Raw genomic sequence first — 25849 nt, 5'->3', positions numbered from 1 at the left:
TATACATATTTGAGCGACTATTTCCGCTCTATTCCAATACTATATAGTACATAAGGCGGGTATCGGTAAATGAAGAAAAAAAGGCAAAAACAGACTCCAGGCACTTTTTTATTCACTAGGACTTTTATCCTGATTTTTGTTTTCATGTTTTTTACGACAAATTTTCACAATCCATTCCCTGTTTCTGCAAATTCCTTACAAAAAAATCACACCGATGCTTTTGATGCGGTCTTTGTTCTGGATACAAGCTATTCTATGAATCATGCTGACCCTAACAAAATGGCGAACGAAGTGATTCATATGTTCATGGACATGAGCGAAGCGAGCCGGACGAGAATCGGCTTTGTAGCCTACAATCATCAAATTGTGGATTCCAAACCGCTGACCTCCATTTCGGTAGCGGCTAATAAGACAGAGCTCAAACAAAAAATAGCCGGACTCCGCAGAAGCGGATATACCGATTTAGGATTAGGACTAAACACAGGCGGGAACTTGATTTCATCCAAGTCGTCTGAAGGAGAGGGCAGCGGACGTAAGCCGTTCGTCATTCTTCTTTCTGACGGAGAAACAGATTTTGGGCCAGCTTCCCGGTCTCAACGAACTGCTGCCGATTCGGCTAAGGACGTAGACAAAGCTATTTCAAAAGCGCAGAAGGATGGATACCCGATCTACACGATCGGACTGAACCACGACGGCACCGTCAATCCTGAGGAATTGGAGCGCATCGCGAATGAAACTGGCGGCGCCTCTTATATGACCAGCAGTGCTGACGATTTGCCTGAAATTTTCAACCGGATATTCGCGGCGCAAATGAGATCCGTGCTGCTTCCGGTAGCTGGCGTTACGGCGACGGGGCAGCTGCAAGAGGTACAAGTCGACATTCCCAATTCAAGTATGGGAGAAGCCAACATTATTTTGCTTTCCGAGCATCCACTCAAGGAGACGCAGCTTTTCTACAGCTCAGAGAATATACGTATGTTCAAGTCAGGGAGCTACACGCTGATCAAGGTATCTCAGCCCAAGAAAGGTACGGCCAAGCTTAAATTTAGGGGCACATCAGGGGATCTTGTAAAAATAAATTTGCTCGGAAGCTATGAGCTGGAAGCCAAAGCGGCAATCACGAGCAAAGCCGCCATCAAGGGTCAGCCTACGGGTATGGAGGCTTATCTCATCCATCCGGCTACAAATGAGCAATTAATGGAGCAGGAAGTGTATCAGTCTCTGCAAGGACAGCTTGTCGTGACGAATCTGGAGACGAATAAGGAAGTTGTTGTAGATATGAAGAACGAGGGCACACGCTTTTATGCCGAATACATCTTTTCCACCTCAGGAAAATACAAATGGCAGGTAAAAATGGATGGTCCGAGCTTCTATCGGCACAGTATCGTCCAAGATCAGAATATTGTGAATATAGCGCCCTCCGTCCATGGCAGAGAACAACTAGAGGTCATCAAAGAAGATGGTCAAGTCGTTCTGGACATGAACGATTTATTCCTTGATGAGAACGGGGATGATTTAACTTACACCATGAACAGCGGCCACAAGCCAAATAAAATGCTGACCCCTGAGCTTAAGAACGGGGAACTGCTTTTGTCTCCGCTTCAAACGGGACAGACCCAAATTACGGTAACTGCTGCCGATTCGGAAGGAGGCTCGGCTACGGCGATATTAACCGTTAACGTCAAATCGAAATACACCGTGCTTAAATGGTCTATCGCCGGAGGAATTGTTCTTCTTGCCATTGCCGTCGGTTTATTTATGTGGCTGCGTCCGAAGCCGGGCTTTGCCGGCAAGCTGGAAGGATATTTTCTGGCAACGGCCAGCGGCAGTGAAGTGCCGGTCAAATCATGGCCGCTCACCTCTTTTGGGGGACGTAAGGTAAGTCTGCTGGAGCTGTTCGTGAGCCTTGATGTACATGAGCCGCTTCCTGAAGCGCAACAAATTGTCTTTACCCCAGGTAAAGACGGCAAGCTGATCATAAAGAACACATCACGTTGTTCACTTGTTCGCAACCGTACGCCGCTGCCGATGAATAAAAAAGAAATCCTCGAATATAATGACAAATTGTACATTACATTCGAGGACGGTATAACTGAAATCGAGCTGCGTTACAAGGCCATTAAGCCGGCTACAAATATTTTTATCCGGAACGAATCCACCGGCGAGCAGACGGGCTAGTCACATATTCCATCGTAATCGCAGCCTTGAACCATTTAAGAGAAGAACAGCGTTTGTCCGGCTCAACGATCAAGCCGCGTCGGATGGCTCGGGACAGAAACGGCCAACGGCGCTTCAACCCCGTGCCCATCGGCTCCAGCCGATCATCGAACAATCGCTTGCGAACATCTGTGGGCGCCGTGCCGCGGCAGCAATAATACAACAATGCAGCCAAGCTGTATATATCGCTTACCGGCCCTTGACGAGATTGTTCGGAATAAAGCTCGAGTGGCGAATACCCGGCTGTTGTCAGAATCGGGTAGCCGCCGCTGCCGTCAAAACGAATGGCTGAACCGAAATCGAGCAGCTTCGCGCGCCTCTGGTGATCAATGATAATATTGCCCGGCTTTAAGTCACGATGAATGATTCCTTGCTTATGCAGATGTTCCAGCGTCTCAATCAAGGGAAGCATCGTCTTGTACAGAAAGCCGGGCTCAACTCTATCTGGACGTCCCTCAATCATTTCTGCCAATGTAACCCCTTCTATAAACTCCATAACAATATAGACGGTCTCATTTTGTTCAAATTGACCCATAAAGCGGACAATACCGGGATGCTCACAGTCCTTCAAAATCTTTCCTTCATTAATAAATGCATTCCTTAAAGCTTCATACTTATCATCCGGCACTCCCGATAACCGGCGTACAGAGCTGCCATCTTTCCCTCTACGTACTAACGATTTAGGGAAGAACTCCTTGATCACGAACTTCATATCCTTCTCTTCGCATCTGACCGCGTATACGATGGCCAGTTCGCTTGCAGAAATCTTACTGCGAACCCGGTAAGTCAGTGACGATCCTGACTCCCTGCTGTACAATCTATAATTGCGGCGCAGTCCATTCCCCTCGTTTTCCATCATTGCTTTACTCACTGTCAACCTCCACGAACGTTTTAAAGAAGAACCTGGTTGTTATGTTTTTTGCGATTAATATCAAACAACCTATATATGTAATATCCTCATCTTACCAATTTCTCATCAAATTGACCATGCATGATCTGATATATGTTCTCTCAAAATATCCCCCTCACCGGCGAGTAAATATATTGAATTCTTCTTGCGCCCTCAAGGATTTGAGTCAATATTCCGGGTGCGAAAGTTGAATAACAATATACTCGTTATTTTTTCCCTTGAAAAACTCATAATTCCAAGTATAATACTTGGTATAAAGATAATTAGGAGTTTGCTAAGGGGGCTTTCAACTTGGATCCATGCGATAAAGAACCGACATCTCTGACCCTCGATGATTATCTGGATCTTCTCAGTTTGGCTATACGCTTGGAAGATCGGAAGTGGCAAGCGGACATTGTTCGTACACTTCGCCACATGCAGGAACCTCAGGGCGAGAAACAAGCGAAGTCGGTGGAATGCACGGAACATGAGCTGTGGCAATGCATGAACCAAATCAATGACCGCATGTTTGCCCTGTACAATGAACTGAAAGCAACGGATGATAAAGATAAACAGCGGAAGCTGCTCGACCAGATGTGGGAACTTAAAATTGCCCGGGTTGAGGTTTTCCGCAAAATACGCTCGATATATTAATAACAAACAAAGACGATAGCTCCTTCTGGAGTATCGTCTTTGTTTGTTATTGATGAACTTTCGCTATGATAAATCCAAATAATAATACGCAAATTCTTCATCCTGCACATACCCTGCGGATGCATACAATTGCTGAGCAGTCACGTTATGAAGCTGCGTGGACAGGGTCAGCCCCTTAGCTCCGGTCTGAAGGGCGTGCGCTTGGGCTTGATGGAGCAGTTTCCTTCCGATACCAAGTCCGCGATATTCGGAATCCACGTATAGATCATTCAAGATCCACAACCTGGACATCGATAGCGATGAGAAGGACGGATATAACTGCAGAAAGCCAGCCGTGACCAGGGTTCCCCCACTATTGTAATCCGCTAAATACATAACGGAATCACCTCGGGTCAGTCTATCCCTGATATATTCCTCAGCCCCGTTTAAATCATCTTCTCGCTTATAGAATTGACGATACTGATTAAACAGAGCGGCTGCCTTATCCAAATCCTTCAGCTCCGCTTGATATATATGAATCTCTGCTTTCAAATCACGCACATCCTTTACATCCAACGTTATTCCAAGTTTACTGGATGCCGGTCAAGGTTTGGAATGCAGAAAACCACGAATGGTTTGCACGCAACTTCATTCTCAAGCAGCCAGGATGCTATTGCCCTTGGTGATACAGCGCCCTGTATTCCTCCTCCAGCATGCTCATTATTATAGAGTCATGGTAACGATGCTGGTAGTACAATGCGTCTCGCTGAACCCCTTCACGCTTGAAGCCCACTTTCTCATAAGCCTTGATGGCACGCTCGTTATAATCAAACACCTGCAGCTCGATCCGGTGAAGATGAAGGATTCCGAAGGCGTATTCAAGCAAGAGCTTGATGGCTTCCGGTCCGTACCCCTTGCCGAGATGCTCGCCCTTATCAAGGGCGATGCGAATATTCGCATTCCGGTTAACGTAATCGATATCCAGCAGCGCGATATCGCCAATAATCTGATCGCTATCCGATAAAGCGATCAGCAGCAGGATGGTGTCGTGATTACCGGATTTCTCCTCGATATACCGACGTACCTCTTCCAGCGTAAAAGCCCGCTTCGTCCCGGTCAGCCTCCGCATTTCCGGATTAAACAGCATTTGAAAATACTCTGCGGTATCCTCTTCTCCAAAGGGACGCAAGTAGATTCGCTCGCCTTCAAGAAACCGTACCGGCTTCGTATTTGTAATAAATGAGTTCATGTCGATTGTAACCTCCCGTTTCCTCTGGAACTAAAAATCCCTTATACTATATCAAGAAATTGACCATATCCAAATATGCAGATTCGAATATTTATAAAGGACAGATGATATGAAACAGGTTCCGGTAAATCAAACAGAAATCACATTATTGCTGGATGATTCCAGCGTTCCCCTGTATGTACAATTGTATCGATACATGAAACAACAGATATCCGCCGGGCATTGGCTTCATGCAAGCCGTCTCCCATCGGTTCGAAGGCTTGCCGAGCTGCTTGGCATTAGCACCACCCCCATTGAAATGGCTTATCAGCAGCTGCTTGCTGAAGGCTTTATTGCGAGCAAGCCACGGAGCGGATATTTTGTGCAATGGCTAGCCGATGTTCCTTTTGCGCTTCCCGTGGAACCAGCTTCTCCCAAGGGACCTATACTCAAACGACACTATTACTTTAAATATGACTTTCATATGTCCAAAAATGAATACGAATATTTCCCGATGACCGAGTGGAGAAAAGCCTATAACCGTTGCTTGCAGGAAAACAGTACGGCCGACATGCTGTTCTACGGGGATCCGCAGGGTGAAGAAGGGCTGCGTTGCCAGATTGCCAACTATGCCAAACATTTTCGCGGGGTAGCCTGTACGCCTGAACAGGTGATTATCGGCTCTGATCCTTTCCCTCTGCTTGATTTGATCAGCAGACTGCTTCTTCCTTACGGAAAGTCCATCGCTGTTGAGAACCCTTGTTATCCACAGCAGCCGGAGGTTTTCCGGCAGAAGGGGTATGATGTCATTCCAATCCCCGTGCTGGAGGATGGGATCAGTCAGCATGAATTGCAGAGCAGCGGGGCAGCATTCGTAACCGTCTCCCCCTCCCACCAGTTCCCCACCGGCGTCATTATGCCTATCTCCCGCAGGTTGGCGCTGCTGCAATGGGCACAAGAAACTGGAGGTTTTATTATTGAAGATGACGCTGACGGTGAGTTCCGATACTATGGAAGACCGATTCCGAGCCTCCAAGGGCTGATGCCCGACAGTCGTGTAATATACCTGGGCGGATTCTCGCAGGTACTGTCCCCTGCGCTTGGAGTCCAATATATGATATTGCCGAAGGTTCTGCTGCCGGATTATCACCGATTAAAGTTCCAGCTCTTTCTCGACTGTACGGCCTCTAAGCTGAATCAGATGACACTGGAGCGCTTTTTGCGGGAGGGCTATGTTGAACGACATTTGCGAAAAATGAGGATGATACTCCGTAGGAAGCATGATCGCCTGATCGGTTCTATTCAACGTCACTTTGGTGAACATGCTCAAATATCGGGTACAGGCTCCGGGTTTCACCTCATGCTTCATCTCAACCATCCGTTATCCGAAGAGGATCTGCAAACGTTAGCCGAAGCAAGGGGAATCCGCGTAAGCTCCGCTGCTTATACGCGAATGCTTCCTGCCAATGAGTCCAACGAATCGGATCGTAGATCATTCATTCTTGGCTTCGGCGGATTAAAAGAAGATGAGATTGAAGCAGGCATAGAGCGGCTTGCTGACTGTTGGCTGGGAGCGGTCTCCCTCTAAATATCATAACAACATGAAAAAAAGCTGTCCTCTCATTTACCAAAAGGGACAGCTTTTTGATATGGTAGTCTGTATGCCCTTAAAGGCAAACTATAAATCATCCATTAACGTATCAGCACTTAAACTGCACGACCGACAATGACCAAGTCCCGCTTGATGCCGTCAAGCTCCGCAACCCCGGGGAGAAGCCCCCATTGATCAAAGCCAAACTTCTTCAACAGCTTAAGGCTTGGTTCATTATGGCCGAATACAAATCCGACCAGATTACTGACGTGAAGGCGCGGACACTCCTCGATTGCCTTCTGAATCAATATACTGCCGGCACCAATGCCGCGATATTTCTCGTTTACGTATATGCTGATCTCAGCTGTGCCGTTATAAGCCGGACGACCATAAAAGGATTGAAAGCTCATCCATGCAACCATCCCGTCTTCGGACCTCATGACCCACAACGGACGAAAATCGTTGCTGTGCTCTTCAAACCACTCTATACGGCTCTCCACCGTAACCGGCTCCAGATCGGCGGTTACTTTTCTGCCTGAGATCGTCGAATTGTAAATGTCCACAATAGCCGGCAAATCCTCTTTGACGGCATAATCGATACGGTATTGTTGCGTCACGATGATCCTACCTCCGAATAGATGCGTAATCTTTTTGTACGAGATCTATTGTACAAGAGGCAGCGGAAAAACGCTTCTTTTTTTTCAAGCGGCATTAATTCACGAAAGTGTTGCGCACTCGCTTGGAACGGATAAAATAAGGGATCCAGATACAGGCGTATAAAATGGACCGGGTAACTTCACGCATGAATGTCCCATTATCCCCCTGAGCCAGGATTTCGATTTGGCTGACTGCGACATAGTCCACTATGCTGGTCAGCAGACTAAATAAAATATAAATGATCATCAATTTGGGAAACGCCCTTTTTTTGCGATACAGCAAAAATAAAGCAAAGACTAATGCAATAACAAACACCACATTAACCACGGTCTCAAAAAGGATTAGCTGGATAAGCGAACGATTATAAGCAGGTGATCCTTTATCGGTAAACATACTCCATATCTCCGGCTCAAACACCGGGAAAATATGATTAATATATAGGAAGATCAAGCCTATAATAAAGGAAAACTTTACTTACGCGATTGAACGCGATACCCTAACATTAATGGTATGACAACCGTCTTCGGGTGAAGAAAGGAATGAACAGGATGAACGAACGATTGCAAAGTTTGCAACAATCCATGAATACACAAGGCTGGGATCATGTTCTTGTGACAGACCCCAAGCATGTTTACTATTTGACGGGATTTGCGAGTGATCCCCATGAGCGTTTTCTGGGCCTGCTCCTCTCCTCAGCGAATGATCCGGTGCTGATTGTGCCCGCATTGGATGCAGACGCAGCCGCGGCCGCTTCAACGGTTAAGCATATTGTCACGCATCAGGATACCGATAATCCGTATCTCTTGCTGAAGCAGCAGTTTCAAGGCGCAGCCGGTACGCTGGCCGTTGAGAAGGATCAGCTCACCGTATCCCGTTATGAACAGCTGCAGCAGCATGTGAACGCGAACCGGATCGAGGATGTTGGAGCTGTACTCCGGGAGCTCCGAATTCGAAAGTCGGCCGATGAAGTGAAGATCATCAAACATGCAGTGAGACTGGTTGAAGATGTGCTGACGCAAGGCCTGGCCCATGTAAAAATCGGCGTCACCGAGATTGAGGTTGTGGCAGAGCTGGAGTACTTAATGAAAAAAATGGGTGCGGATGCTCCGTCCTTCGCCACCATGGTATTATCCGGCCCCAATACCGCCTTGCCTCACGGTGTTCCCGGTACGCGCCGGATTGAAGCAGGAGATCTGCTCATGTTCGATTTGGGAGTGTATGCGGGTGGTTATGCTTCGGATATTACCCGTACCTTTGCCGTAGGCGAGCTGAAGCCTGAAGCCGTCAACATCTATGATACGGTTCTTGCAGCGAACCTGGCCGGTATTCAGGCCGTAAAACCCGGCGTAACCTATGGCTCGATTGACCAAGCGGCTCGCAAAGTGATTGATGACGCAGGATACGGACAGGCATTTGTACATCGCTTGGGTCACGGGCTTGGCATGGATGTCCACGAATATCCATCCATCCACGGTTTGAACCAGGATATTTTGCAGCCTGGGGCGGTATTCACGATCGAGCCCGGCATTTATCTGCAAGGCGTAGGCGGCGTACGAATCGAGGACGATGTGATCGTAACCGAGGATGGCGTCGAGGTGCTCACCTCCTTCCCGAAAGAACTGACCATCATCGGATAAGCAATTTTCAGCATAAGAAAAAAGCCCGGATTACCGTTTCACTTACGGTATTCGGGCTTTCTCTATGTACCAGAAGAGCCATCCTCCGGCAGAAACAATGCCTTGAAGATGGCTACCACAGATATGTTATGCCTGAACCATATCCAGTTCAATATTGTCGTCGTTGTACACGTCTTTGTCCACTTCATTCATGACTTTCCCGGTAATCACACCGGCTGTCATGGAGTCATTCACGTTCAGTGCCGTCCGTCCCATATCGATCAGCGGCTCGACGGAAATTAACAGACCCGCCAAGGCAACCGGGAGGTTCATCGTTGAGAGCACGATGAGCGATGCGAAGGTAGCTCCGCCTCCGACACCCGCCACGCCGAAGGAACTGATCATAACGACCACGATCAGGGTAAGGATGAACGACCATGAGGTCGGGTCCACGCCGGCTGTCGGCGCAATCATGACGGCCAGCATGGCAGGATAAATGCCCGCGCAGCCGTTCTGCCCAATCGTGGCGCCAAACGATGCCGAGAGGTTCGCGATGCCTTCCGAAACGCCCAGCTTTTTGTTCTGGGTCTGCACGTTAAGCGGGATCGTGGCCGCGCTGGAGCGCGAGGTGAAGGCAAAGGTCAGCGTCGGGAACACCTTCTTCACATATTTGAGCGGGTTAAACCCGAATATCGCCAGCAGCACCAGATGGATAATGAACATGACGATCAAGGCCACGTACGAAGCAAGGACGAAATCGATCAAATTCATGATCACCGCAAGATCGGTCGTGGCGATCGTTTTGGCCATGAGTGCCAGAATCCCATAAGGCGTCAGACGAAGCACCAGCGTCACGATGCGCATAACCACGCCGTAGACCGCAGAGATCATGTTGCGGAACGTTTCCGCCTGCTCTTTGTTTTTTCGGTCCAACCCGAGAACGGCGATCCCGACGAATGCCGAGAAAATGACGACCGCAATCGTCGAAGTTCTTCGTGCTCCCGTCATGTCGGCAAACGGATTGCTCGGAATGAAATCCAGGATCTGCTGCGGCAGCGTACGGCCCTCAACATCCCCGAGCCGTTCTTGCAGCAGTGCACCCTGCTGCTCCTCCGCGGCACCGCCTTGGATATTGACGGCGGACAAATCGAAGGCCAACGCGGTCGTAATTCCGACAGCAGCGGCTACGGCTGTCGTCAGAAGCAGCACCGTAATGATAAGCCCGCTCATTTTGCCCAGATTCTTTCCGCCCTTCAGCTTCATGATGGCCGATATGATCGACACCATGATCAGCGGAATGACCATCATTTGCAGCAGCCTAACGTAGCCGTAGCCTATCAGATTAAACCAATCGGTGGATTTCACCACCACATCGGAGGTCGAAGTATAGATGAGCTGCAGTGCCACTCCGAACAACACACCCAGTCCGAGTCCAGCAAACACGCGCTTGGTAAACGAGTAATGCTTTCTTTGCATCCAGTACAAAATACCGACCAGCAGAATCAGAACAAGGACATTGATGATAACCCAAAGCGTTTCCATCCTAATGATTCCTCCCATTCTTTAGATAAGGATATAGGTGCTCCATCCTCATGTCATAAGTGCGCTAGTATGTATTCATATCCATTACAGCCCACTCTAAACATATCATTACCCGATTGAGAAAATTCCTGCCCAAAATCGTTGTGTTCTCATCGATGCGGATTATGTCGACTATGTTGATCGGATTACCACTGATATCGCTCTACTATCATATCATGTAAACTTCAAAAGGAGAACCACAAATATTAACACAACCGTTTCAATCAGTTCATTGAGGGCTCCGTAAGTATCCCCCGTCAGTCCTCCAAGTCTTCGGGTCATCCGTTCTGCCGTTAAACTGCCAGCGGCCCAGGCTATGAATGGTATGACAAGGATTCCTCCGATTCCAATCATCCCAAGATTAGTCTCGCCTGCCGTGATCCATAGCAAACCTACAATAATTAGCGTTAACAGGACAGCCATTACGCCTGCCAGCGATCTCCTGCCGGCGGTCAATCCATGAAATAGAGCGGCAAGCCCCTCACTTCCCCGTGCCATCGGCCAGCGATACATCGCATGGACCATAAACCAGCGGCTCCAAACCGGAGCGAGCACCAGCAGCCATGCCTCTTGTTTCCATGCCCCGGCTGACAAATCCCATATAGACATGATCAAGGAAGCTTTCAAAAGGAGCAGCAGCATACACGCCATGACCCCCATTGCACCTACACGGCTATCCTTCATGATTTCCAGCATCTTCTCACGCGACCGATGGCTAAGCAGCGCATCAGCACTATCCATCCAACCATCGAGGTGCAGCCCTCCCGTCAGCGCAACCCATACAACCAGCAGGATGACGGCAGCGGGAAAGGAAGGCAGCACAAAGCTTACGCCCAGTCCCAATCCGGCAACGATCATACCAATAACCGCACCCACCAATGGATAAAAAACGACGCTCCGTTGTTGCACTTCCGGCGTAAAAGGAATTTCCCTCCGCACCGGCAGCCTCGATAGAAATTGAAAAGCGGCCGCAGCCGCTTCGATTATCTTGCTCATATGAGATACTCCTTGCTCTTGATTTCCATCGGAATTCCCGCAGTCACCAAAAATACTTCATCACATATCTGAGCCAGTCTCTGATTCATGATCCCTGCCCAGTCGCGATATATTCGGCCTAGCGGATACTCCGGAACAATCCCCGACCCCACTTCATTTGTTACCAGAATGACCGTTCCCGGATAACCCTGTACCGCTCTTGCGAGCCTGCCGATTTGAAGTCCCAGCTGTTCTTCCATTGCAGCACTTCCTTCAGGCTCAGCTTGCAGCAGCACATTCGTAAGCCACAGTGTCAGGCAGTCCACTACCACCGCAGGAGCATTAGGTTGCGATTGGCCCAGCGTATCCAGCAGTTCCGGGAGGGCGACAGGCTCCTCGACTGTCTCCCAACCGTAGGCCGAATCATGCCGACGGTCTTGATGAATTCGGATCCGTTCCCTCATCTCATCGTCATAGGCTTGCGCAGTCGCCACATACGTTCCGGACTCCGAGCGCTTCATGCACAACTTCTCCGCGAATGAGCTCTTTCCGCTTCTGGCCCCACCCGTGACCAACACGCTTCCACGATGGTTCATACGGCCCCTCCGCTGATTCCGGCGCTCTCAAACGTCGCCATCTCATGCATGATCCGGCACGCCGCCTCGACCAGATGCAGGCACAGTACTCCGCCTGTACCCTCGCCAAGACGCATGTCCATTTGCAGCATCGGATGCAGCCCCAGCTCTTTCAACAGAAGCACATGCGCCTGTTCATGCGAAACATGAGAGGCAATCATATAGGAGAGGGCGTCCGGGCAGATGCATTTGGCAACCAGCGCCGCCGCACTGGATATGAAGCCGTCAATGATAACGGGACAACCGTGGGCAGCCGCACCCAGGATAAGTCCAGCCAACCCGCCGATCTCATATCCTCCAACTTTGGCGAGCACGTCGATGGGATCATCGGCATGAGGTCTATTAACTTGTATAGCCTGTTCCACAACTCGAATCTTATGTAGCAGCCGTTCATCGGTTACGCCCGTTCCCCTTCCCACGACTTCAGATGGCTGATTGCCGGACAGAACGGAGAAGATCGCTGCACTCGGTGTCGTGTTCCCAATGCCCATCTCCCCGGTCACGAACATTTGCGTTCCTTGCGACACCAACTCGGCTGCTACCTCTGCACCGGTTACAATGGACTGCAGTGCCGCTGTCTTTGTCATCGCGGGCCCTTGGGCCATATTGGCAGTTCCTCTGCCAACGTTCCGCGACTTCAGCTTCTCATCCTTCAGCTCGATCGCGACACCGATATCCACACAATGCACGTCCGCCCCCGCCTGACGCGCCAGCACATTCACAGCCGCCCCTCCATTCAGGAAGTTCATGACCATCTGGGGCGTTACCTCAGCTGGAAATGCACTGACTCCTTCTTCACAGACTCCATGATCACCAGCCATGACAACGACGGATTTTTTGGTGAACGACGGCTTCACATTCCCTGTAATTCCCGCTAATTGAATCGCTAGCGCCTCCAGCTTACCCAGACTGCCCGGAGGCTTCGTCAGCGTGTCCAAATAAGCGGCTGTTTCGTTCTGAACCTCGACATTCAGCGGTTTAATGTTAGCAATGATGTGATTTAAACGATTAACGATTGTATCCGTCAATGAAACGACCTCCTTGTATCTTGTTCCTAAATCTTACATCCTAAAGCGGAATATGCGGCAACATCGGTCAGGACCACGTGCTATTCGCCGTTAACAGCACCTGCGGAGCACCATTCTCGGGGTGGGCCACAATCGAGGGCTCCACCCGGAAAATTTGACGTATATACGCCGCTGTCAAAACTTCTTCCGGCTTGCCAACCCCAGCGATCTTTCCCTGATCAAGCACCAGCAGTTTATCGCAAAATTGGGCCGCCAGATTCAAATCATGCAGTACGCTGATCACCGTAATCCCGGACGAGTTCCGCCACTCCGCCACCATATCCATGAACTGAAGCTGATAGTGGATATCCAGATAGGTCGTCGGTTCATCCAGCATCAGCAGCGAAGGCTCCTGGACCATTACCTTGCCGAGCGCGACACGCTGGCGTTGACCGCCGCTTAACTCGGTAAGCCGCCGTTCTTCCAGACCATTCAGATCCAGCTTTCGGATAATGGCCTCAATGAGCGGGGCTGCATCCTTATCTTCACGGCCAAGCCAGTTCAGGAAGGGGAACCTTCCCATCTCCAACACTTCCCGGACGGTAAAATCGGTAGGATCAAGCCCTTCCTGCTGAAGCACCGCCACGATCCGGGCCAGCGTCTTACGAGTATAGTGTGCAAGCGCCTTGCCCCGAAGCGTCACACTTCCTTGCGTAGGATTCTCCACACCGGATAACAGCTGCATGAGGGTGGATTTACCGCTTCCGTTCGGACCGATGATCCCCCACCATTCCCCTTCGGCAATGTGAAGGTCCACGCCTTCAAGAATCGGCACCTTGCCATATGCTTTGCCAAGTCCTTGAGCTGTAATCATGATAGACCCTCCCTGCGCCGTTTTTTGTTCCGGTATAGCAAATACGCAAAGAATGGAGCGCCTATGAATGCCGTAACCACACCAAGCGGTATTTCCGTTGGTGCCAGCACGGACCGTGCCGCCGTATCGCACCAGACCATGAATATCGCGCCGCCCAGAGCCGACAGTGGGACAATGACGCGGTAATCGGAGCCGGTGATCAGCCGGATCATATGCGGTACCACAAGTCCCACGAATCCAATCACGCCGGATACCGACACGGCTGCGGCGGCGAGCAGGGTAGCAACGATGAGCACGCTGGTCTTCAACCGATCCACATTCAAGCCCATATGGGCGGCCTGCCGTTCCCCCAGCGACAAAATATTAAGCGCCCGCGACCTGCTCCATAAGTAGATAAAACCTGCGATAAAATACGGGAAAAGGATGGCCGTATACGACCATCCACGCATGCTCAGGCTCCCCATCGTCCAGTACAGGATCTGGTTTACCGTATCTTTGGACATGACCGTCAGAAAGGAAACGACGGCGCCCAGAAACGACTGCATCACCACGCCGGACAGAATGAGCCCGTGGATCGGCAGTTTTCCTTGATCCCTCGCCAGCAGCAGAACGGCCCATAAGGTGCCTGCTCCGGTCAGAAACGCTACAAGCGGCAGCGTGTAACCTCCGGCAAAGGAATATTCCATCCCGAAAAAAATCAGGGATGCTGCGCCAAGCGCAGCACCCGAAGATACACCAAGCGTAAACGGATCCGCCAGCGGATTGCGCAATACCCCTTGAAAGGCGGCTCCGGCGACGGCCAGGGAGGCTCCTACGAGCATCCCCAGCAATATGCGCGGCAATCTCACCTTCATTAAGATTTGCTCGGATGAAGCTTCCCAGCCCGGAACGATGGAATCGCCGATTCCCGGCAGCCGGTGCAGCAGCATCGCCCCAATCTCTCTCACAGGCAGGTGCACGGAGCCGATTCCGAGACTGACAACCAAGGTTAACAGTAATAGGATGATACCGGCCACACCGAATCCTGCAAGTTTTTTACTCATGGATTCATCAGTTCCGGATAAACGGCCTTCGCCACTTCCACCAACCCTTGCGTCACACGGGGACCAGGACGGCTGAGCAGGTTCGCATCCACGGATATGACCTGATCGTTCTTGATGGCTTCGATCTGATCCCAGCCGCCGCGCTCCTTAATCAGCTGATCCAATGTTTTCTTGGTTGCTTCATCAACCACATCGTCCGTGTACAGAATGACGTCGGGGTTCGCAGCAATAATATTTTCCTCACTGATTTCGAACCAGCCTTCCGCATCGCCGGCTGCGTTGACGCCGCCAGCTAAGGTGATGATCTCATCCATAAACTCGCCCTTGCCGACGGTCCATCCCGGAGAGAATTCCACATACACTTTCTTCTTGTCTTCATCCTTCACGGCTTTCACGGCTTCCGTAACGGTAGCCAATTCCTGCTTCATCTGATCCACGACCGCTTTCGCCTCCGCTTGACGGTCCGTAATTTGTCCGATCAGTTCGATGTTCTCCATCACGGCATCAATGGTTTTCGGATCATTGACGAACAGGGTAACGCCAAGCTCACGCAATTTCTCGGCATTCTGAGCATTCATCGAAGCCGCAAATACCACATCGGCATCGGCTGCAATAATAGCCTCTTCATTCACTTGGAACCCGCCCAATTTAGGCTTGGATTTGGCCGCTTCCGGATAATCGTCATTATCGGACACGCCAACGATTTCCTCATCCAGGCCCAAAGCGAACAGTTTTTCCGTCTCGGACGGTGTCAGGGATGCGATTTTGGCCGGAGCTTTCTCAAACGTCATTTCAACCCCGGTTGAATCCTTAACGGTCAGCGGATACGTCGTTTTAAGCTCTTCGCCGGAATCCGCCGGCGCTTCGTTATTCTGCTCTTCCTGCTGTGCAGGCTGCGTTGTATCCTTCGGCGCCGCTTCTTTGTCTCCACAGCCAATCAAGGCCAGAGCCATCAGTATGGCTACTAGAAGTACGGACCATGTTTTGTTTAATGCTTTCATCTCTTGAAATCCCCCTATGCATAATTGAGAACCTGGCGCTTTCGCGTTTACATTCCTTCGACCGATCCTTACCGGGAGAAAAACATCAATCGTCATACTCCAAAGAAAAGCAAAAATCCCTGACTCCTCGTAAACAAGGACTCAGGGATTACGTTTTAACATAAGGACATCTGGATAACCGTTCACAGATAGCGCCTTAAACTTCCGCCCACACATGCTGCATGGGTCCGGCAAACGTAATCCTCTCCTCGAAGGACCGTCATTCATTCGCCGAGGGCAGGTCTCCTGACTTGCAGGCTGTAACGACTTCTCCGCCTTCCCAAGCGCTATGGCTCAGTGGCATATGAAGAAGTCCCTGCTTCACAGTGGCGGGACCGTGCCGGACTTGCACCGGCTTCCCTATTAACCCGGCAGAAGGCAACAACGCCTTCTGTCCGGGACCCTCGCAAATAATATGAATTTATGTATGTTAGGCCAAGCATGGTTTCTCTGCCCAAAATTATAGGCGATAAACCTTCCTCTTACAACCGAAAGAATCGGTCATTTCAAATGCCTTATGATACGGATTTATCCCGTTATCGCCCATTCCGCACCGATATCATACGATTTCATTTATTAGCTTAACCGCACGCCTTGCCAGCGTTCTCCATCCCATATCAATTGCAGCTTGAGCTCCTCGCCCGGTGACACCTGCGTTTCCCAGAATTCCGTATGCGGAAGGGTAGCTGCCGTGATCTGCCGGATGACGCCCCCATGGGTGACCACAAGCACATCCAACTCGGCCCTCTGTGTCCCACAACCATAACCGGCTGCCTCTGCCTCTGCCTCTGCCTCTGCCTCTGCCTCTGCCTCTGCCTCTGCCTCTGCCTCTGCCTCTGCCTGCACAAGGGTATCCGGATCTTCCTCCACATGCAACAGTTCCTTCAAATCCAAATACAATCCGGTCAAGAATGCCTGAATCCGGGAACAGAACGCTTCCCAGCTCTCCCCATTTGGCGGCGTAACTTCTGCGGGGTTATCAATCCAGCGCCGATAGGAGATATCCGACTTCAAGTCCTCGTAGGTGTTCCCCTCCCAATCCCCGAAATCGAGCTCACGCAGCCGCGGATCATACTCGACCCCTGGAATAAACCTGCCCGGATCTTCATCATCAGGAATAGCGGACATTGTTGAATCCGGTAAGATAACATTCAGCGTCTGCCTGCATCGAAGAAGATCACTGCAATAGATCCGGACGAACTGCTTGGTACAAAACCTTTCCCGCAGCGGGAGGAGCTGCTGTCTTCCTTCCACCAGAATCCCCTGATCCTCGTGACCGAGATAACGGCGCTCCTCGTTCCACAACGTGCGGCCATGACGGACCAAATGCAGGGTAATCCTCATATCCATAAGCTTCCTCCTGCTGCGGCCACAAGTCCGAGCACCACGGTACCCAGTAACGTAAACAATACCGATACGCCCAGCAGCAGACGATTTGTCACCTGAATATCCTCCGCTTCAAGCGGTCGTTCGGGATCCCCCATGTAAGCCCGGAACGAGATCACGCCTTGATAGGAATTCTCGCCTCCCAGACGAATGCCCAGCGCACCAGCTACGGCCGATTCCGGGAAGCCGCTATTCGGACTGGGGTGCTTTCGCGCATCCCTTCTGACCATCTTGATCGCTTTTTTCCATTGCAGCGAAAACATCGCAGCCACTATGGTCAACAGTCCTGCGGTCAGGCGTGCCGGTATCCAATTGGCGATATCGTCCAGCCTTGCGGATGCCCAGCCGATATGCTGGTATTTGTCGTTTTTATAACCGACCATGGAGTCGAGCGTGTTCACGGCCCGGTAGGCCATCGCCAGCGGCGCTCCCCCGATCAGGGCAAAAAACAGCGGAGCGATGACCGCATCCACGATATTCTCCGCAACCGTCTCCACCGTTCCCCGTACGATCTCCGGCTCATCCAGATGGCCGGTGTCTCGCCCGACAACCATGCTGAGCGCGCGCCTGGCCTCCGTGATATGGCCGGAGCGAAGATGGCCGTAGACCTCCAATCCTGCTTCACGCAGTCCCTTGATGGCAATCGTAGTCGCAATAAGCACGATCTCCACTCCCCACGCAAGCCAAGGATGAATCGCTGCACATAACAAGAGGAGCAGCCACGCCAGCACGAAGGAGCCACCGGCCACGATCACCGGCAGCAGAATGCCCGCCCACTTCAGGCTCTGAGCGGAAGTCGCCCAATGGCGTATCCAGCCTTCAACCCGGCGGATGGCTTTCCCCATGCCAATGACAGGATGGGGGAGCCATCTCGGATCTCCAATCAGCAGGTCCAGTACGACCGCTGCCCAAATGACCCACACGACGGTCATATCCGGTGCTCTCTTTCGGAGACAATGCTTTCCGTAACACTCTCGTAGACAAGGCGGCTGATCATGCCGCCCAGATCGGTTGCGGTTCCGGCATAATGGTGGTTCACGCTATACGCTGCATTGCCGCTGACCCCAAGGACCATCGCGTCCGTCGTCGTTCCGGTCGCGACGGCTCCGGTTTCATGATCCTTCACGCCCAGATCATGTAGCGCCGCGGCTTTCGCTTCCGTCGCCGTCAGCATGGCGTTCACCATACAAGCCGGCGTCATCATCCCGTCCACCATCAGCATGATATTAATCGTGCCCGGCTGGTAAGCGGCAAAGGTCGTACGGCTCGACCCAGCGCGGGCTGCATTGCCCACGCCGGCGGTGGTGCAGCACAGGATGGAAGCCTGTTCACTCCGCTCTTCCCGGATGGAAGCATATTTCAGTTTTACAGCCGTCATCAATCCAGCTGTAGATTCAGCCGGATAACCGTGAGCAGCTATAAAGTTAGACATATCGTTCACGGGGTCGCTGCAATCATAATGCTTGTCCACATAACGATTCACGATATGATCCAAGGTTACGAATCCGCCGCCGTATATGGCGCTGCTAATGGACTCAGCTGGCTCCGGAAGCGATATCCGGATATGAGGCTGTTCCAGCTTCAATTCGAGGGACACCACCGCTCCCGGCCACGCATTCGAACGATGTAGGTGATTCTTGCCTTTCAGAAAAGGTACTGCCATGTTTCTCTCTCCCTGCTCTCTATGATCTAAATCTGCTTGATCCCGAGCTTCATTGGTATGTGCCGTTTAATACCCTTAAGTTGCGTCTTCAGAAGAAATGCCAAGAACCTCCGCCATAATGGCAAGCAGCCTGTCGTTATCCGCGGCATGTTTAACGGCTAGCCGGATATGACGCTCACCAAGGCCCGGGTACATGGCGCAGCTGCGGACAAGCACGCCGCGTCTTCCCATCTCCGACTGAAACATCTCGGCACGCCATGGCCGCGGAAGCTCCATGAGTAGAAAATTAGCCTCGCCCGGCGTAACGTCCAGCCCCAATGCTCGTAAACCATGTATGAGCTTCTGACGCTCTGCGCGAATCAATTGCAGCGTATTCTGCTCGTAGTCCCTGCCGCTGCCAAGACAAGCCTCGCCCGCAAGCAGCGCCAGTCCATTGACACTCCACGTCACCTGCTTGCCTGCCATCTTGCGTATCACATCGGGATGCGCGGCCGTATACCCGAGCCGCAGGCCCGGAATCGCATAAAACTTGGTCATCGATCTGACAATCACGGTTCGAGGATAGTCATGAAGCTCTGGCATCAGGGTCTGTCTGTCTCCCAGCGGAATAAAGTCGATAAAGGCTTCATCCAGCACCAGCCAGGTCCCTTCTTGCTCTGCGCATGCCGCTATTTCGCGGATATCCTCAAGGCTGTACTGAACCCCATTTGGATTGTTGGGCTGTCCCAAAAACACGAGATCCGTGCAAGCTATCAGCTCCATCACATCCGCCTTGTCTGCTCGCCAGTCCCTCTCCGGATGTCCACACACGGAGCGGATGTCCGAACCAAATTTTAAGGACAACTCCCGGTATTCGGAAAAACACGGGTCAACCACGCCCACAGTCCCTGGCGATAGCCCCATCAACAACAGCGCCATGCACTCTGCCGCTCCGTTGCCGACAAGGATTCGCCGGGGATCGGTGCCTAGCTCTGCTGCGAGCAGCTCCTTAAACTTGCGGTGTCCCGGATCCGGATAACGAATGACCGCACTCATTCCCTCTTGTAAGGCCGTAATAACTCCTTGCGGCGGTCCAAGCGGATTAATATTGGCGCTGTAATCCAGGAAAGCCGAGGCTTGCCTTCCGAATGCGGCAGCGGCCGTCTCCACGTCCCCTCCATGGCCGTACACCTCGATCAAGGGTTGTTTTTTGTCGTTCATAAGGGCTCCTCCTGTTCCATGCCCTGGACTCTTGCAAGTCCTGCCGTTATGTAATGCCATCATTATGTCGCTACTGTCCCTGACTCGTCAACACGGAATCCTTTGTCTCTGTCTTAAAATTGGTTTACAATAGTCTGGAAGCACCACATTTTGAATTGTGACGACGGAGGATACTATGCTATTTATCGATAATCAGGGGATCCACGATCCATCCATTAATCTAGCAATTGAAGAATATGCCTTGAAGCACTTGTCCATGGACGAGAGCTACCTTCTCTTTTATATCAACAAGCCTTCCATTATTATCGGAAAGCATCAGAATACGATCGAAGAGATCAACCAGGAATACGTTCGTGACAACAACATTCAGGTTGTACGCCGGTTGTCCGGGGGCGGAGCCGTATACCATGATCTCGGCAACCTGAATTTCAGCTTCATTACGAAGGATGACGGCCAGTCCTTCCACAACTTCCTGAAGTTCACGCAGCCGGTCATCGACTTCCTGCAAAAGATGGGCGTGCCCGCCGAGCTCAGCGGCCGGAATGACCTGCAGGTCGGCGAGAAGAAAATTTCGGGGAACGCGCAGTTCTCGACGCGGGGACGCATGTTCAGCCACGGCACACTCATGTTCGATCTGAACCTGGATGATGTACAAGCCTCGCTGAATGCCAATCCGGAAAAATTCAAATCCAAGAGCACCAAATCCGTCCGCAGCCGCGTGGCGAATATTAAGGAGCTGCTTGGTACGGATATGACCATTGAACAGTTCCGTGCCGAGCTGCTTCGCTCGATTTTCGGTATGGAGCCGGATCAAGTACCGCAATATGTCCTTCAGGAGAAGGACTGGGAGATCATCAACCAGATTTCAAAGGAACGCTATCAGAATTGGGATTGGAACTATGGACTCTCCCCTGAAAGCAATGTGAAGCATGCCAAGAAGTTCCCGGTGGGCATTATTGATATCCGCATGGACATCCGTGAAGGACATATCGGAGAGATCAAGATTTACGGCGACTTCTTCGGCGTCGGCGATGTCGCTGATATCGAGAACCTGCTTCGCGGCAAACGATATGAAGAAACAGCGGTGCGCACGGCACTATCCGGCATCAACGTCAAGCATTACTTCGGCAACCTTGAGCTCGACGATTTGATCGGCTTGATTTTTCTTGAGGAATAGAGCCAGCTCGTATTAAATAAGCCTCCCGCCCGTATGCTGCATGCATAAGGGTGAGAGGCTTTTCATTTCAAACAGGTATACCTCGGATCAAGATGAGGCCATAAACACATACCAAACAAGGACCAGTGTTAACACGATACATACATTCTCTACCGTGCGTCCCCATTTGCTTCCGGTGCTCATGATTTTCAGTTTAATTCTCCATTTGAACGGAGGAAGCGGACGGATTCCGCGATTGGTCAATGCATCTGCAAGCAAATGGATGGAGTAGGATAAACCGCCAGCAAACCATAAGCTTTCCCCGCCGATCTTGCCCTGCGATGCAAAATACAGCAGGCCCGTCCATCCGGCAGCGGCATAGACGGTATGGGTTAACCCCCGGTGGGTCACCAAGGAGCCTGCAATGAGCACGCTGCCTGCGATTGTGTTCCATGGGCTGAAGCCCTGCCCGAAGGAGATCAGTCCGAGACCGATCAGGAACATGACGATATGGCGCAGGGTCCGGCTTGGCAGGTACGAAACAACCCCGATCAGCCCGGCCAGGGCGATGTTCCATGGGGCATACTCCTTGCCGTAGAAGACAACGAAGATGGCTGCGCCAATCATCGCTAGCTGGAGGATTCGCAGCAGCCCGGAAGGAATGGCTTTGCGGACCAGCAGGGAGTTGGGCTCGTCGATGTCGGGAAGCAGTGCGCTAACCAAAGCCACTGCGGCAGCCGGCAACGTGACAGGCACTTCGCTCATGCCCATGACGGATAACGTAACCCCTGTGCTAATAATCAAATGAGCTCTGCCCATCATGATGACAATCTTCCTTTCTAAGCTCAATGCTGACTATGGGATCGATGGAGTTGCCGGTCTTCACGTCCGATAACCCAGGGTCATGAGAATATACGTTCGGTTCATTAGTATAGCAAAATCATCCTCTTTTTGTCTACCCCTTCCACTTTGGTTAGACTTAAAAATGGTTGTCCGATTCTCTGATATGGGATACAATTTGATCACTTGCCCCAAGGTTACGACCGGGGACGAATGTACGGGAATCTCATCAGGAGTTTCACATCTTCAAGAAAGGATGACTTCCGAGTGAATCGCTCACGAATTGCCGATCTCAGCCTGCTTCTGGTGGCCATGATGTGGGGATCTACGTTCCTCATCGTTCAGCATGCGGTCCGCGTGCTCCCGCCGATGGCCTTCAATTCGGTCCGCTTTTTGGGAGCAGCCCTGCTCCTTGTATTGATCATTACCCTCTTTTACAGGAGCCAGTGGAAGCTAATATCCGGCAAAATGCTGCTGCATGCTTGCCTGCTAGGTCTTTTTTTATTTATAGGGTATGCCTTTCAAACCGCGGGCCTTCTGTACACAACCACGTCCAATACAGGCTTTATTACCGGCTTGTCCGTCGTGCTGGTCCCTTTCATATCCTATGCCCTGTTAAAGCACTCCATCTCCAGATTCACCTGGATCAGTGCCTTGCTTGCGGCAGCGGGTCTGTATCTGCTTACCTTCACCGGTTCCGGCATGAGCTTGAATAAGGGGGATTTGCTCGTATTCGTTTGCGCCATCGGTTTTGCGCTCCATATTGGTTATACGGGCGTTTATGCCGGTCGATACCCTGCTTTGCTGCTGGCGGCGCTCCAGATGGCTGTCGTGGGAGTATGCAGCTTAGCGGCATCTGCACTAACCGAACATGTCGGCAATGTGACCGACCTGATGGAGAAGCTGACCCAGCCGAACGTGCTGTTGGCACTGGTTGTATCCATCGGACCCACCAGCGCATTCGCCTTCTGGATCCAAACCGTCTGTCAAAAATATACGACGCCATCCAGGGTGGCCATCATCTATGCAACGGAGCCAGTATTCGCCGCGCTGACCGGAATCCTGTTCGCGGGAGAGCGGCTTACGCTCATCGGCGGCATCGGTTGTCTGTGCATTTTGGCGGGAATGGTGATTGCGGAATTGAAGTCTGCGCCACAGAAGGTACAATAGAGTTAAAGACAGAGACAGAAACAAAAGGAGAGATACCTATGACAACTTACAAATTGATGGCCATCGACATTGACGACACCTTGATCAATGACGATAAAGAAGTAACCCCCGGCGTCCAGCAGGCGCTTGAGCAAGCCGTAGCCCACGGTGTCGTCGTGACACTGGCAACCGGACGTGCCTATGCGTCTGCTCAAGCAATTGCGCGTCAAACCGGACTCAATGTTCCCATTATCACCTACCAGGGTGCCTTAATTAAAAATCTGCTCGACGAGAAGGTTCTCTACGAACGCTTCGTACCCGTCGATGCAGCCGTGAAGCTGTATGAATACTGCGTAGAGCACAATCTCCATCTGCAAACCTACATCGATGACAAGCTGTATGCCCGTGAAGAGAATCAGAAGCTGATCGATTACTGCGCCCTGAACCGGACGCCGTATTATATCGAGCCTGATTTTATGAAGATGGTTCAGAAACAGACCCCGAAAATGCTCATCATTGACGATCCCGACTATCTGGATGAACTGATCCCTGTATTCCGTGAGCTGCTGGGCGATGACATGCATATTACCAAATCCAAACCGCATTTTCTGGAATTCATGCATAAGGAAGGCACTAAGGGACATGCCCTCACCTTCCTTGCGGATCATTTCGGCTGCGATCTCAAGGAAACCATCGCTGTCGGTGATTCCTGGAACGATCACGAGATGCTGGAAGCCGCCGGTCTTGGCGTCGCCATGGGCAATGCGATCGAGCCGCTTAAAGCGATTGCCGATTACGTTACACTCGGGAATAATGAGGACGGCGTGAAGCATGTCATTGATAAATTCGTGCTCAACCAAGGTTAATATACGGGACAAATAGATCTACACAAACAAGCCTCCATGATATCCATGGGGGCTTGTTTGTGTCCATAAAAAACGCAGCCAGTGCGTTCCCTAACCGATCATCTGCGGGCAAAAGTTCCGCTCCCTATCCGTTATTCCCGGTCCGGGTTAAACGTCAGAATCGGCTTCAGAAGTGCCGCATCGTTGAACTCCAGCAGGCCTACCTCCATGCACAGCTCCATCAATTTATGAATGCCGTTGAATTGCTGCAGATTCCGCTTATGAATGACGGATAACGCTTCACGAACCATTTTTTGTGCCTGCTCAATGCTCTGATGCTCCACGGCCTGAATAATCTCCTTGATACTCTCCAAGTAATATACAGTCCGCCTGAGCGAGCGAATCAGCAAAATCTGCCTGACTTGCGACGGGGTGTACAGCCGATATCCATTCTCGGGGTTTCGATCCGGGGTGATCAAACCTTCCTTCTCCCAGTGACGGATGGCGGACGACTCCACGTTGGTCAGCTCGGCGACCTCGCCGATTGTCATATGGGCTTTGAGTTTTTTGTCCTTGATGATGTTAAGCTCGGGATTCTCAAGCAACGCAAGCGTTTCATCCGCAATGTTTTTTTCCTGCAAAAGTTTGACTTGCTCCCCATTCACGACCCAGAGGGCTTCATCCATCTCCCTCTTCTGAATGTGGCGAATCACATCGTAAGTCACCGCGTAACCAAAGCCCGGAAACATGGCGCGCAGACAACGGAAGTAGGCCATATGCATTTGCGTGTATAAACGGTAGCCTTTCTCGTTCCGGGCAGGAGGAGGTACCACTCCCCAAGCTTCATAATGCCTTAAAGCACTCGTGCTGATGTGCAGCTCTTTGGCGATATCTTTCGGCTTGTAGTAATGCATGCCGTTCCCTCCCCAATCACGATTGAGAACCTACTTTACCAGAATCGCAAGCCATTGGCAAACCTTAAATTAAAACATTAAAGTGCTATGAGAAGGCCTGCGGGATAACACCGTTGACTTGGTTAGATTCGCTACAAGACATCTTCTCACTTGCATCAATGTTGTATATTGAGTGGTGTAGAGACGAGTTGAACTTATTCTTAACAGCGGGAGGCTGATTATGATGAACGTGCACATAACCGAGGATGTTCCACAGAATAAAGAATACATGGATCTAAGAGTAGATACAGGACTGCCTGAGGTTGAGATTGCGGCCATAGAGACAGCGCTAAACCGCAGCGTGCTGTCCCTTCTGGCCAGAGACGGCCATGACCGGCTGATCGGGATGGGAAGGGTCGTAGGTGACGGCACTTTCTATTTTCAACTGGTGGATATTATGGTTGCGGCCTCTCACCTTGATCAGGGGGTTGAAGAGATGATTGTGTCCGAGCTGCTCTCCCGCCTGGAAAAAATAGCGCCAAGCGGAGCCGAGGTCACTGTCATCACGGACGTGCCCGGAATCAAGCTGTACCAACAGGCCGGCTTCAAGCTGCTGTACCCTGATCGATACGGCATGGCCAGGTCTGTGTAAGAGAGCGGTGCCTTCAAACCTGTGTAAGGCATCCCACTGGGCTGCGTAATCGCTTCCGCTACATTTTCACGCTCCTAGT

The 25849-nt window shown here is 51.2% G+C and carries 26 protein-coding genes and 1 riboswitch; of the genes, 8 read left to right on the top strand and 18 right to left on the bottom strand.

The genetic code is table 11. From position 1 onward, the window contains the following. Positions 1-69 precede the first annotated feature (69 nt). On the top strand, positions 70-2178 hold the full coding sequence (locus ACOZB4_RS32170) for a VWA domain-containing protein (RefSeq protein ID WP_422759725.1): 2109 nt from the start codon (positions 70-72) through the stop codon (positions 2176-2178). Here the strand turns inward: ACOZB4_RS32170 and ACOZB4_RS32165 are convergent. Further along, positions 2141-3088, bottom strand: a complete 948-nt coding sequence (locus ACOZB4_RS32165; protein ID WP_339267617.1) for a serine/threonine-protein kinase — start codon at positions 3086-3088, stop codon at positions 2141-2143. The genes ACOZB4_RS32170 and ACOZB4_RS32165 overlap by 38 nt on opposite strands. Positions 3089-3418: 330 nt before the next feature. Between ACOZB4_RS32165 and ACOZB4_RS32160 the strand changes: the two genes are divergently transcribed. Next, positions 3419-3760 carry a hypothetical protein gene (locus ACOZB4_RS32160; RefSeq protein ID WP_379415629.1) on the top strand — a complete coding sequence of 114 codons (342 nt, stop codon included), beginning with the start codon at positions 3419-3421 and terminating at the stop codon, positions 3758-3760. 63 nt (positions 3761-3823) lie between these two features. Here ACOZB4_RS32160 and ACOZB4_RS32155 read toward each other — a convergent pair whose 3' ends face one another. Further along, positions 3824-4300 (bottom strand): GNAT family N-acetyltransferase, encoded by a 477-nt coding sequence (locus ACOZB4_RS32155; RefSeq protein ID WP_379415632.1) that lies wholly within the window; start codon positions 4298-4300, stop codon positions 3824-3826. A 109-nt stretch (positions 4301-4409) separates the two neighbouring features. Then, the gene (locus ACOZB4_RS32150; RefSeq protein ID WP_379415635.1) at positions 4410-4988 is read right to left on the bottom strand and encodes a GNAT family N-acetyltransferase; all 579 of its coding nucleotides are present in this window, start codon (positions 4986-4988) and stop codon (positions 4410-4412) included. Positions 4989-5097: 109 nt separating this feature from the next. Here ACOZB4_RS32150 and ACOZB4_RS32145 point away from each other — a divergent pair, with 109 nt between their 5' ends. Beyond that, positions 5098-6555: a PLP-dependent aminotransferase family protein gene (locus ACOZB4_RS32145; protein ID WP_379415637.1), complete on the top strand. Its 1458-nt coding sequence runs from the start codon at positions 5098-5100 to the stop codon at positions 6553-6555. A 119-nt stretch (positions 6556-6674) separates the two neighbouring features. Here ACOZB4_RS32145 and ACOZB4_RS32140 read toward each other — a convergent pair whose 3' ends face one another. Together ACOZB4_RS32140 and ACOZB4_RS32135 are read right to left on the bottom strand one after the other, a co-directional pair. Continuing rightward, a complete protein-coding gene (locus ACOZB4_RS32140; protein ID WP_379415639.1) occupies positions 6675-7175 on the bottom strand; it encodes a GNAT family N-acetyltransferase in 501 nt (166 codons plus the stop codon). A 94-nt stretch (positions 7176-7269) separates the two neighbouring features. Beyond that, positions 7270-7665: a DUF2569 domain-containing protein gene (locus ACOZB4_RS32135; protein WP_379415641.1), complete on the bottom strand. Its 396-nt coding sequence runs from the start codon at positions 7663-7665 to the stop codon at positions 7270-7272. A gap of 98 nt (positions 7666-7763) precedes the next feature. Here ACOZB4_RS32135 and ACOZB4_RS32130 point away from each other — a divergent pair, with 98 nt between their 5' ends. Then, positions 7764-8852, top strand: a complete 1089-nt coding sequence (locus ACOZB4_RS32130) for a M24 family metallopeptidase (RefSeq protein WP_379415709.1) — start codon at positions 7764-7766, stop codon at positions 8850-8852. A gap of 126 nt (positions 8853-8978) precedes the next feature. Here the strand turns inward: ACOZB4_RS32130 and ACOZB4_RS32125 are convergent, their stop codons facing one another. From ACOZB4_RS32125 to cobD, 11 genes are all read right to left on the bottom strand, one after another. Further along, a complete protein-coding gene (locus tag ACOZB4_RS32125) occupies positions 8979-10373 on the bottom strand; it encodes an L-cystine transporter (RefSeq protein WP_076324600.1) in 1395 nt (464 codons plus the stop codon). A 213-nt stretch (positions 10374-10586) separates the two neighbouring features. After that, positions 10587-11408: an adenosylcobinamide-GDP ribazoletransferase gene (gene cobS, locus ACOZB4_RS32120; RefSeq protein WP_379415644.1), complete on the bottom strand. Its 822-nt coding sequence runs from the start codon at positions 11406-11408 to the stop codon at positions 10587-10589. Then, on the bottom strand, positions 11405-11983 hold the full coding sequence (gene cobU, locus ACOZB4_RS32115; protein ID WP_379415646.1) for a bifunctional adenosylcobinamide kinase/adenosylcobinamide-phosphate guanylyltransferase: 579 nt from the start codon (positions 11981-11983) through the stop codon (positions 11405-11407). The genes cobS and cobU overlap by 4 nt, the downstream gene beginning before the upstream one ends. Continuing rightward, a complete protein-coding gene (gene cobT, locus ACOZB4_RS32110; protein ID WP_379415648.1) occupies positions 11980-13050 on the bottom strand; it encodes a nicotinate-nucleotide--dimethylbenzimidazole phosphoribosyltransferase in 1071 nt (356 codons plus the stop codon). Before cobT ends, cobU begins: the two co-directional genes overlap by 4 nt. Positions 13051-13117: 67 nt before the next feature. Beyond that, the gene (locus tag ACOZB4_RS32105; protein ID WP_076324604.1) at positions 13118-13903 is read right to left on the bottom strand and encodes an ABC transporter ATP-binding protein; all 786 of its coding nucleotides are present in this window, start codon (positions 13901-13903) and stop codon (positions 13118-13120) included. Beyond that, a complete protein-coding gene (locus ACOZB4_RS32100; protein WP_379415652.1) occupies positions 13900-14946 on the bottom strand; it encodes a FecCD family ABC transporter permease in 1047 nt (348 codons plus the stop codon). The genes ACOZB4_RS32105 and ACOZB4_RS32100 overlap by 4 nt, the downstream gene beginning before the upstream one ends. Next, on the bottom strand, positions 14943-15947 hold the full coding sequence (locus ACOZB4_RS32095) for an ABC transporter substrate-binding protein (RefSeq protein WP_076324606.1): 1005 nt from the start codon (positions 15945-15947) through the stop codon (positions 14943-14945). Before ACOZB4_RS32095 ends, ACOZB4_RS32100 begins: the two co-directional genes overlap by 4 nt. A gap of 258 nt (positions 15948-16205) precedes the next feature. Continuing rightward, a riboswitch (cobalamin riboswitch) is annotated at positions 16206-16407 on the bottom strand. 155 nt (positions 16408-16562) lie between these two features. Next, the gene (locus ACOZB4_RS32090; RefSeq protein ID WP_379415655.1) at positions 16563-17336 is read right to left on the bottom strand and encodes a histidine phosphatase family protein; all 774 of its coding nucleotides are present in this window, start codon (positions 17334-17336) and stop codon (positions 16563-16565) included. Further along, positions 17327-18304, bottom strand: a complete 978-nt coding sequence (gene cbiB / locus ACOZB4_RS32085; RefSeq protein WP_379415658.1) for an adenosylcobinamide-phosphate synthase CbiB — start codon at positions 18302-18304, stop codon at positions 17327-17329. The genes ACOZB4_RS32090 and cbiB overlap by 10 nt, the downstream gene beginning before the upstream one ends. Then, a complete protein-coding gene (locus ACOZB4_RS32080; protein ID WP_379415660.1) occupies positions 18301-19035 on the bottom strand; it encodes an adenosylcobinamide amidohydrolase in 735 nt (244 codons plus the stop codon). The genes cbiB and ACOZB4_RS32080 overlap by 4 nt, the downstream gene beginning before the upstream one ends. 75 nt (positions 19036-19110) lie before the next feature. Further along, entirely contained in the window at positions 19111-20235 is a 1125-nt protein-coding gene (gene cobD, locus ACOZB4_RS32075; RefSeq protein ID WP_379415663.1) for a threonine-phosphate decarboxylase CobD, read from the bottom strand. Positions 20236-20410: 175 nt separating this feature from the next. Here cobD and ACOZB4_RS32070 point away from each other — a divergent pair, with 175 nt between their 5' ends. Continuing rightward, positions 20411-21412 (top strand): lipoate--protein ligase, encoded by a 1002-nt coding sequence (locus ACOZB4_RS32070; protein WP_215163392.1) that lies wholly within the window; start codon positions 20411-20413, stop codon positions 21410-21412. Between the two features lie 87 nt (positions 21413-21499). Here the strand turns inward: ACOZB4_RS32070 and ACOZB4_RS32065 are convergent, their stop codons facing one another. Next, the gene (locus tag ACOZB4_RS32065) at positions 21500-22213 is read right to left on the bottom strand and encodes a metal-dependent hydrolase (RefSeq protein ID WP_076324612.1); all 714 of its coding nucleotides are present in this window, start codon (positions 22211-22213) and stop codon (positions 21500-21502) included. A 285-nt stretch (positions 22214-22498) separates the two neighbouring features. On the opposite strand from ACOZB4_RS32065, the gene ACOZB4_RS32060 reads away from it, so the two are divergent. Together ACOZB4_RS32060 and ACOZB4_RS32055 are read left to right on the top strand one after the other, a co-directional pair. Then, a complete protein-coding gene (locus ACOZB4_RS32060) occupies positions 22499-23401 on the top strand; it encodes a DMT family transporter (RefSeq protein WP_379415667.1) in 903 nt (300 codons plus the stop codon). A 38-nt stretch (positions 23402-23439) separates the two neighbouring features. Beyond that, on the top strand, positions 23440-24246 hold the full coding sequence (locus ACOZB4_RS32055) for a Cof-type HAD-IIB family hydrolase (protein WP_076324614.1): 807 nt from the start codon (positions 23440-23442) through the stop codon (positions 24244-24246). A 131-nt stretch (positions 24247-24377) separates the two neighbouring features. Here the strand turns inward: ACOZB4_RS32055 and ACOZB4_RS32050 are convergent, their stop codons facing one another. After that, positions 24378-25139 (bottom strand): TioE family transcriptional regulator, encoded by a 762-nt coding sequence (locus ACOZB4_RS32050; RefSeq protein ID WP_379415671.1) that lies wholly within the window; start codon positions 25137-25139, stop codon positions 24378-24380. A gap of 220 nt (positions 25140-25359) precedes the next feature. Here ACOZB4_RS32050 and ACOZB4_RS32045 point away from each other — a divergent pair, with 220 nt between their 5' ends. After that, entirely contained in the window at positions 25360-25770 is a 411-nt protein-coding gene (locus tag ACOZB4_RS32045) for a GNAT family N-acetyltransferase (protein WP_379415673.1), read from the top strand. The last annotated feature ends 79 nt before the right edge of the window (positions 25771-25849 follow it).

The organism is Paenibacillus sp. NPDC058898, assembly GCF_049316025.1.
GTDB lineage: Bacteria > Bacillota > Bacilli > Paenibacillales > Paenibacillaceae > Paenibacillus_AQ.
Note: the sequence above shows the minus strand (reverse complement) of the source record. Positions and strands in the feature narration are given on the sequence as shown.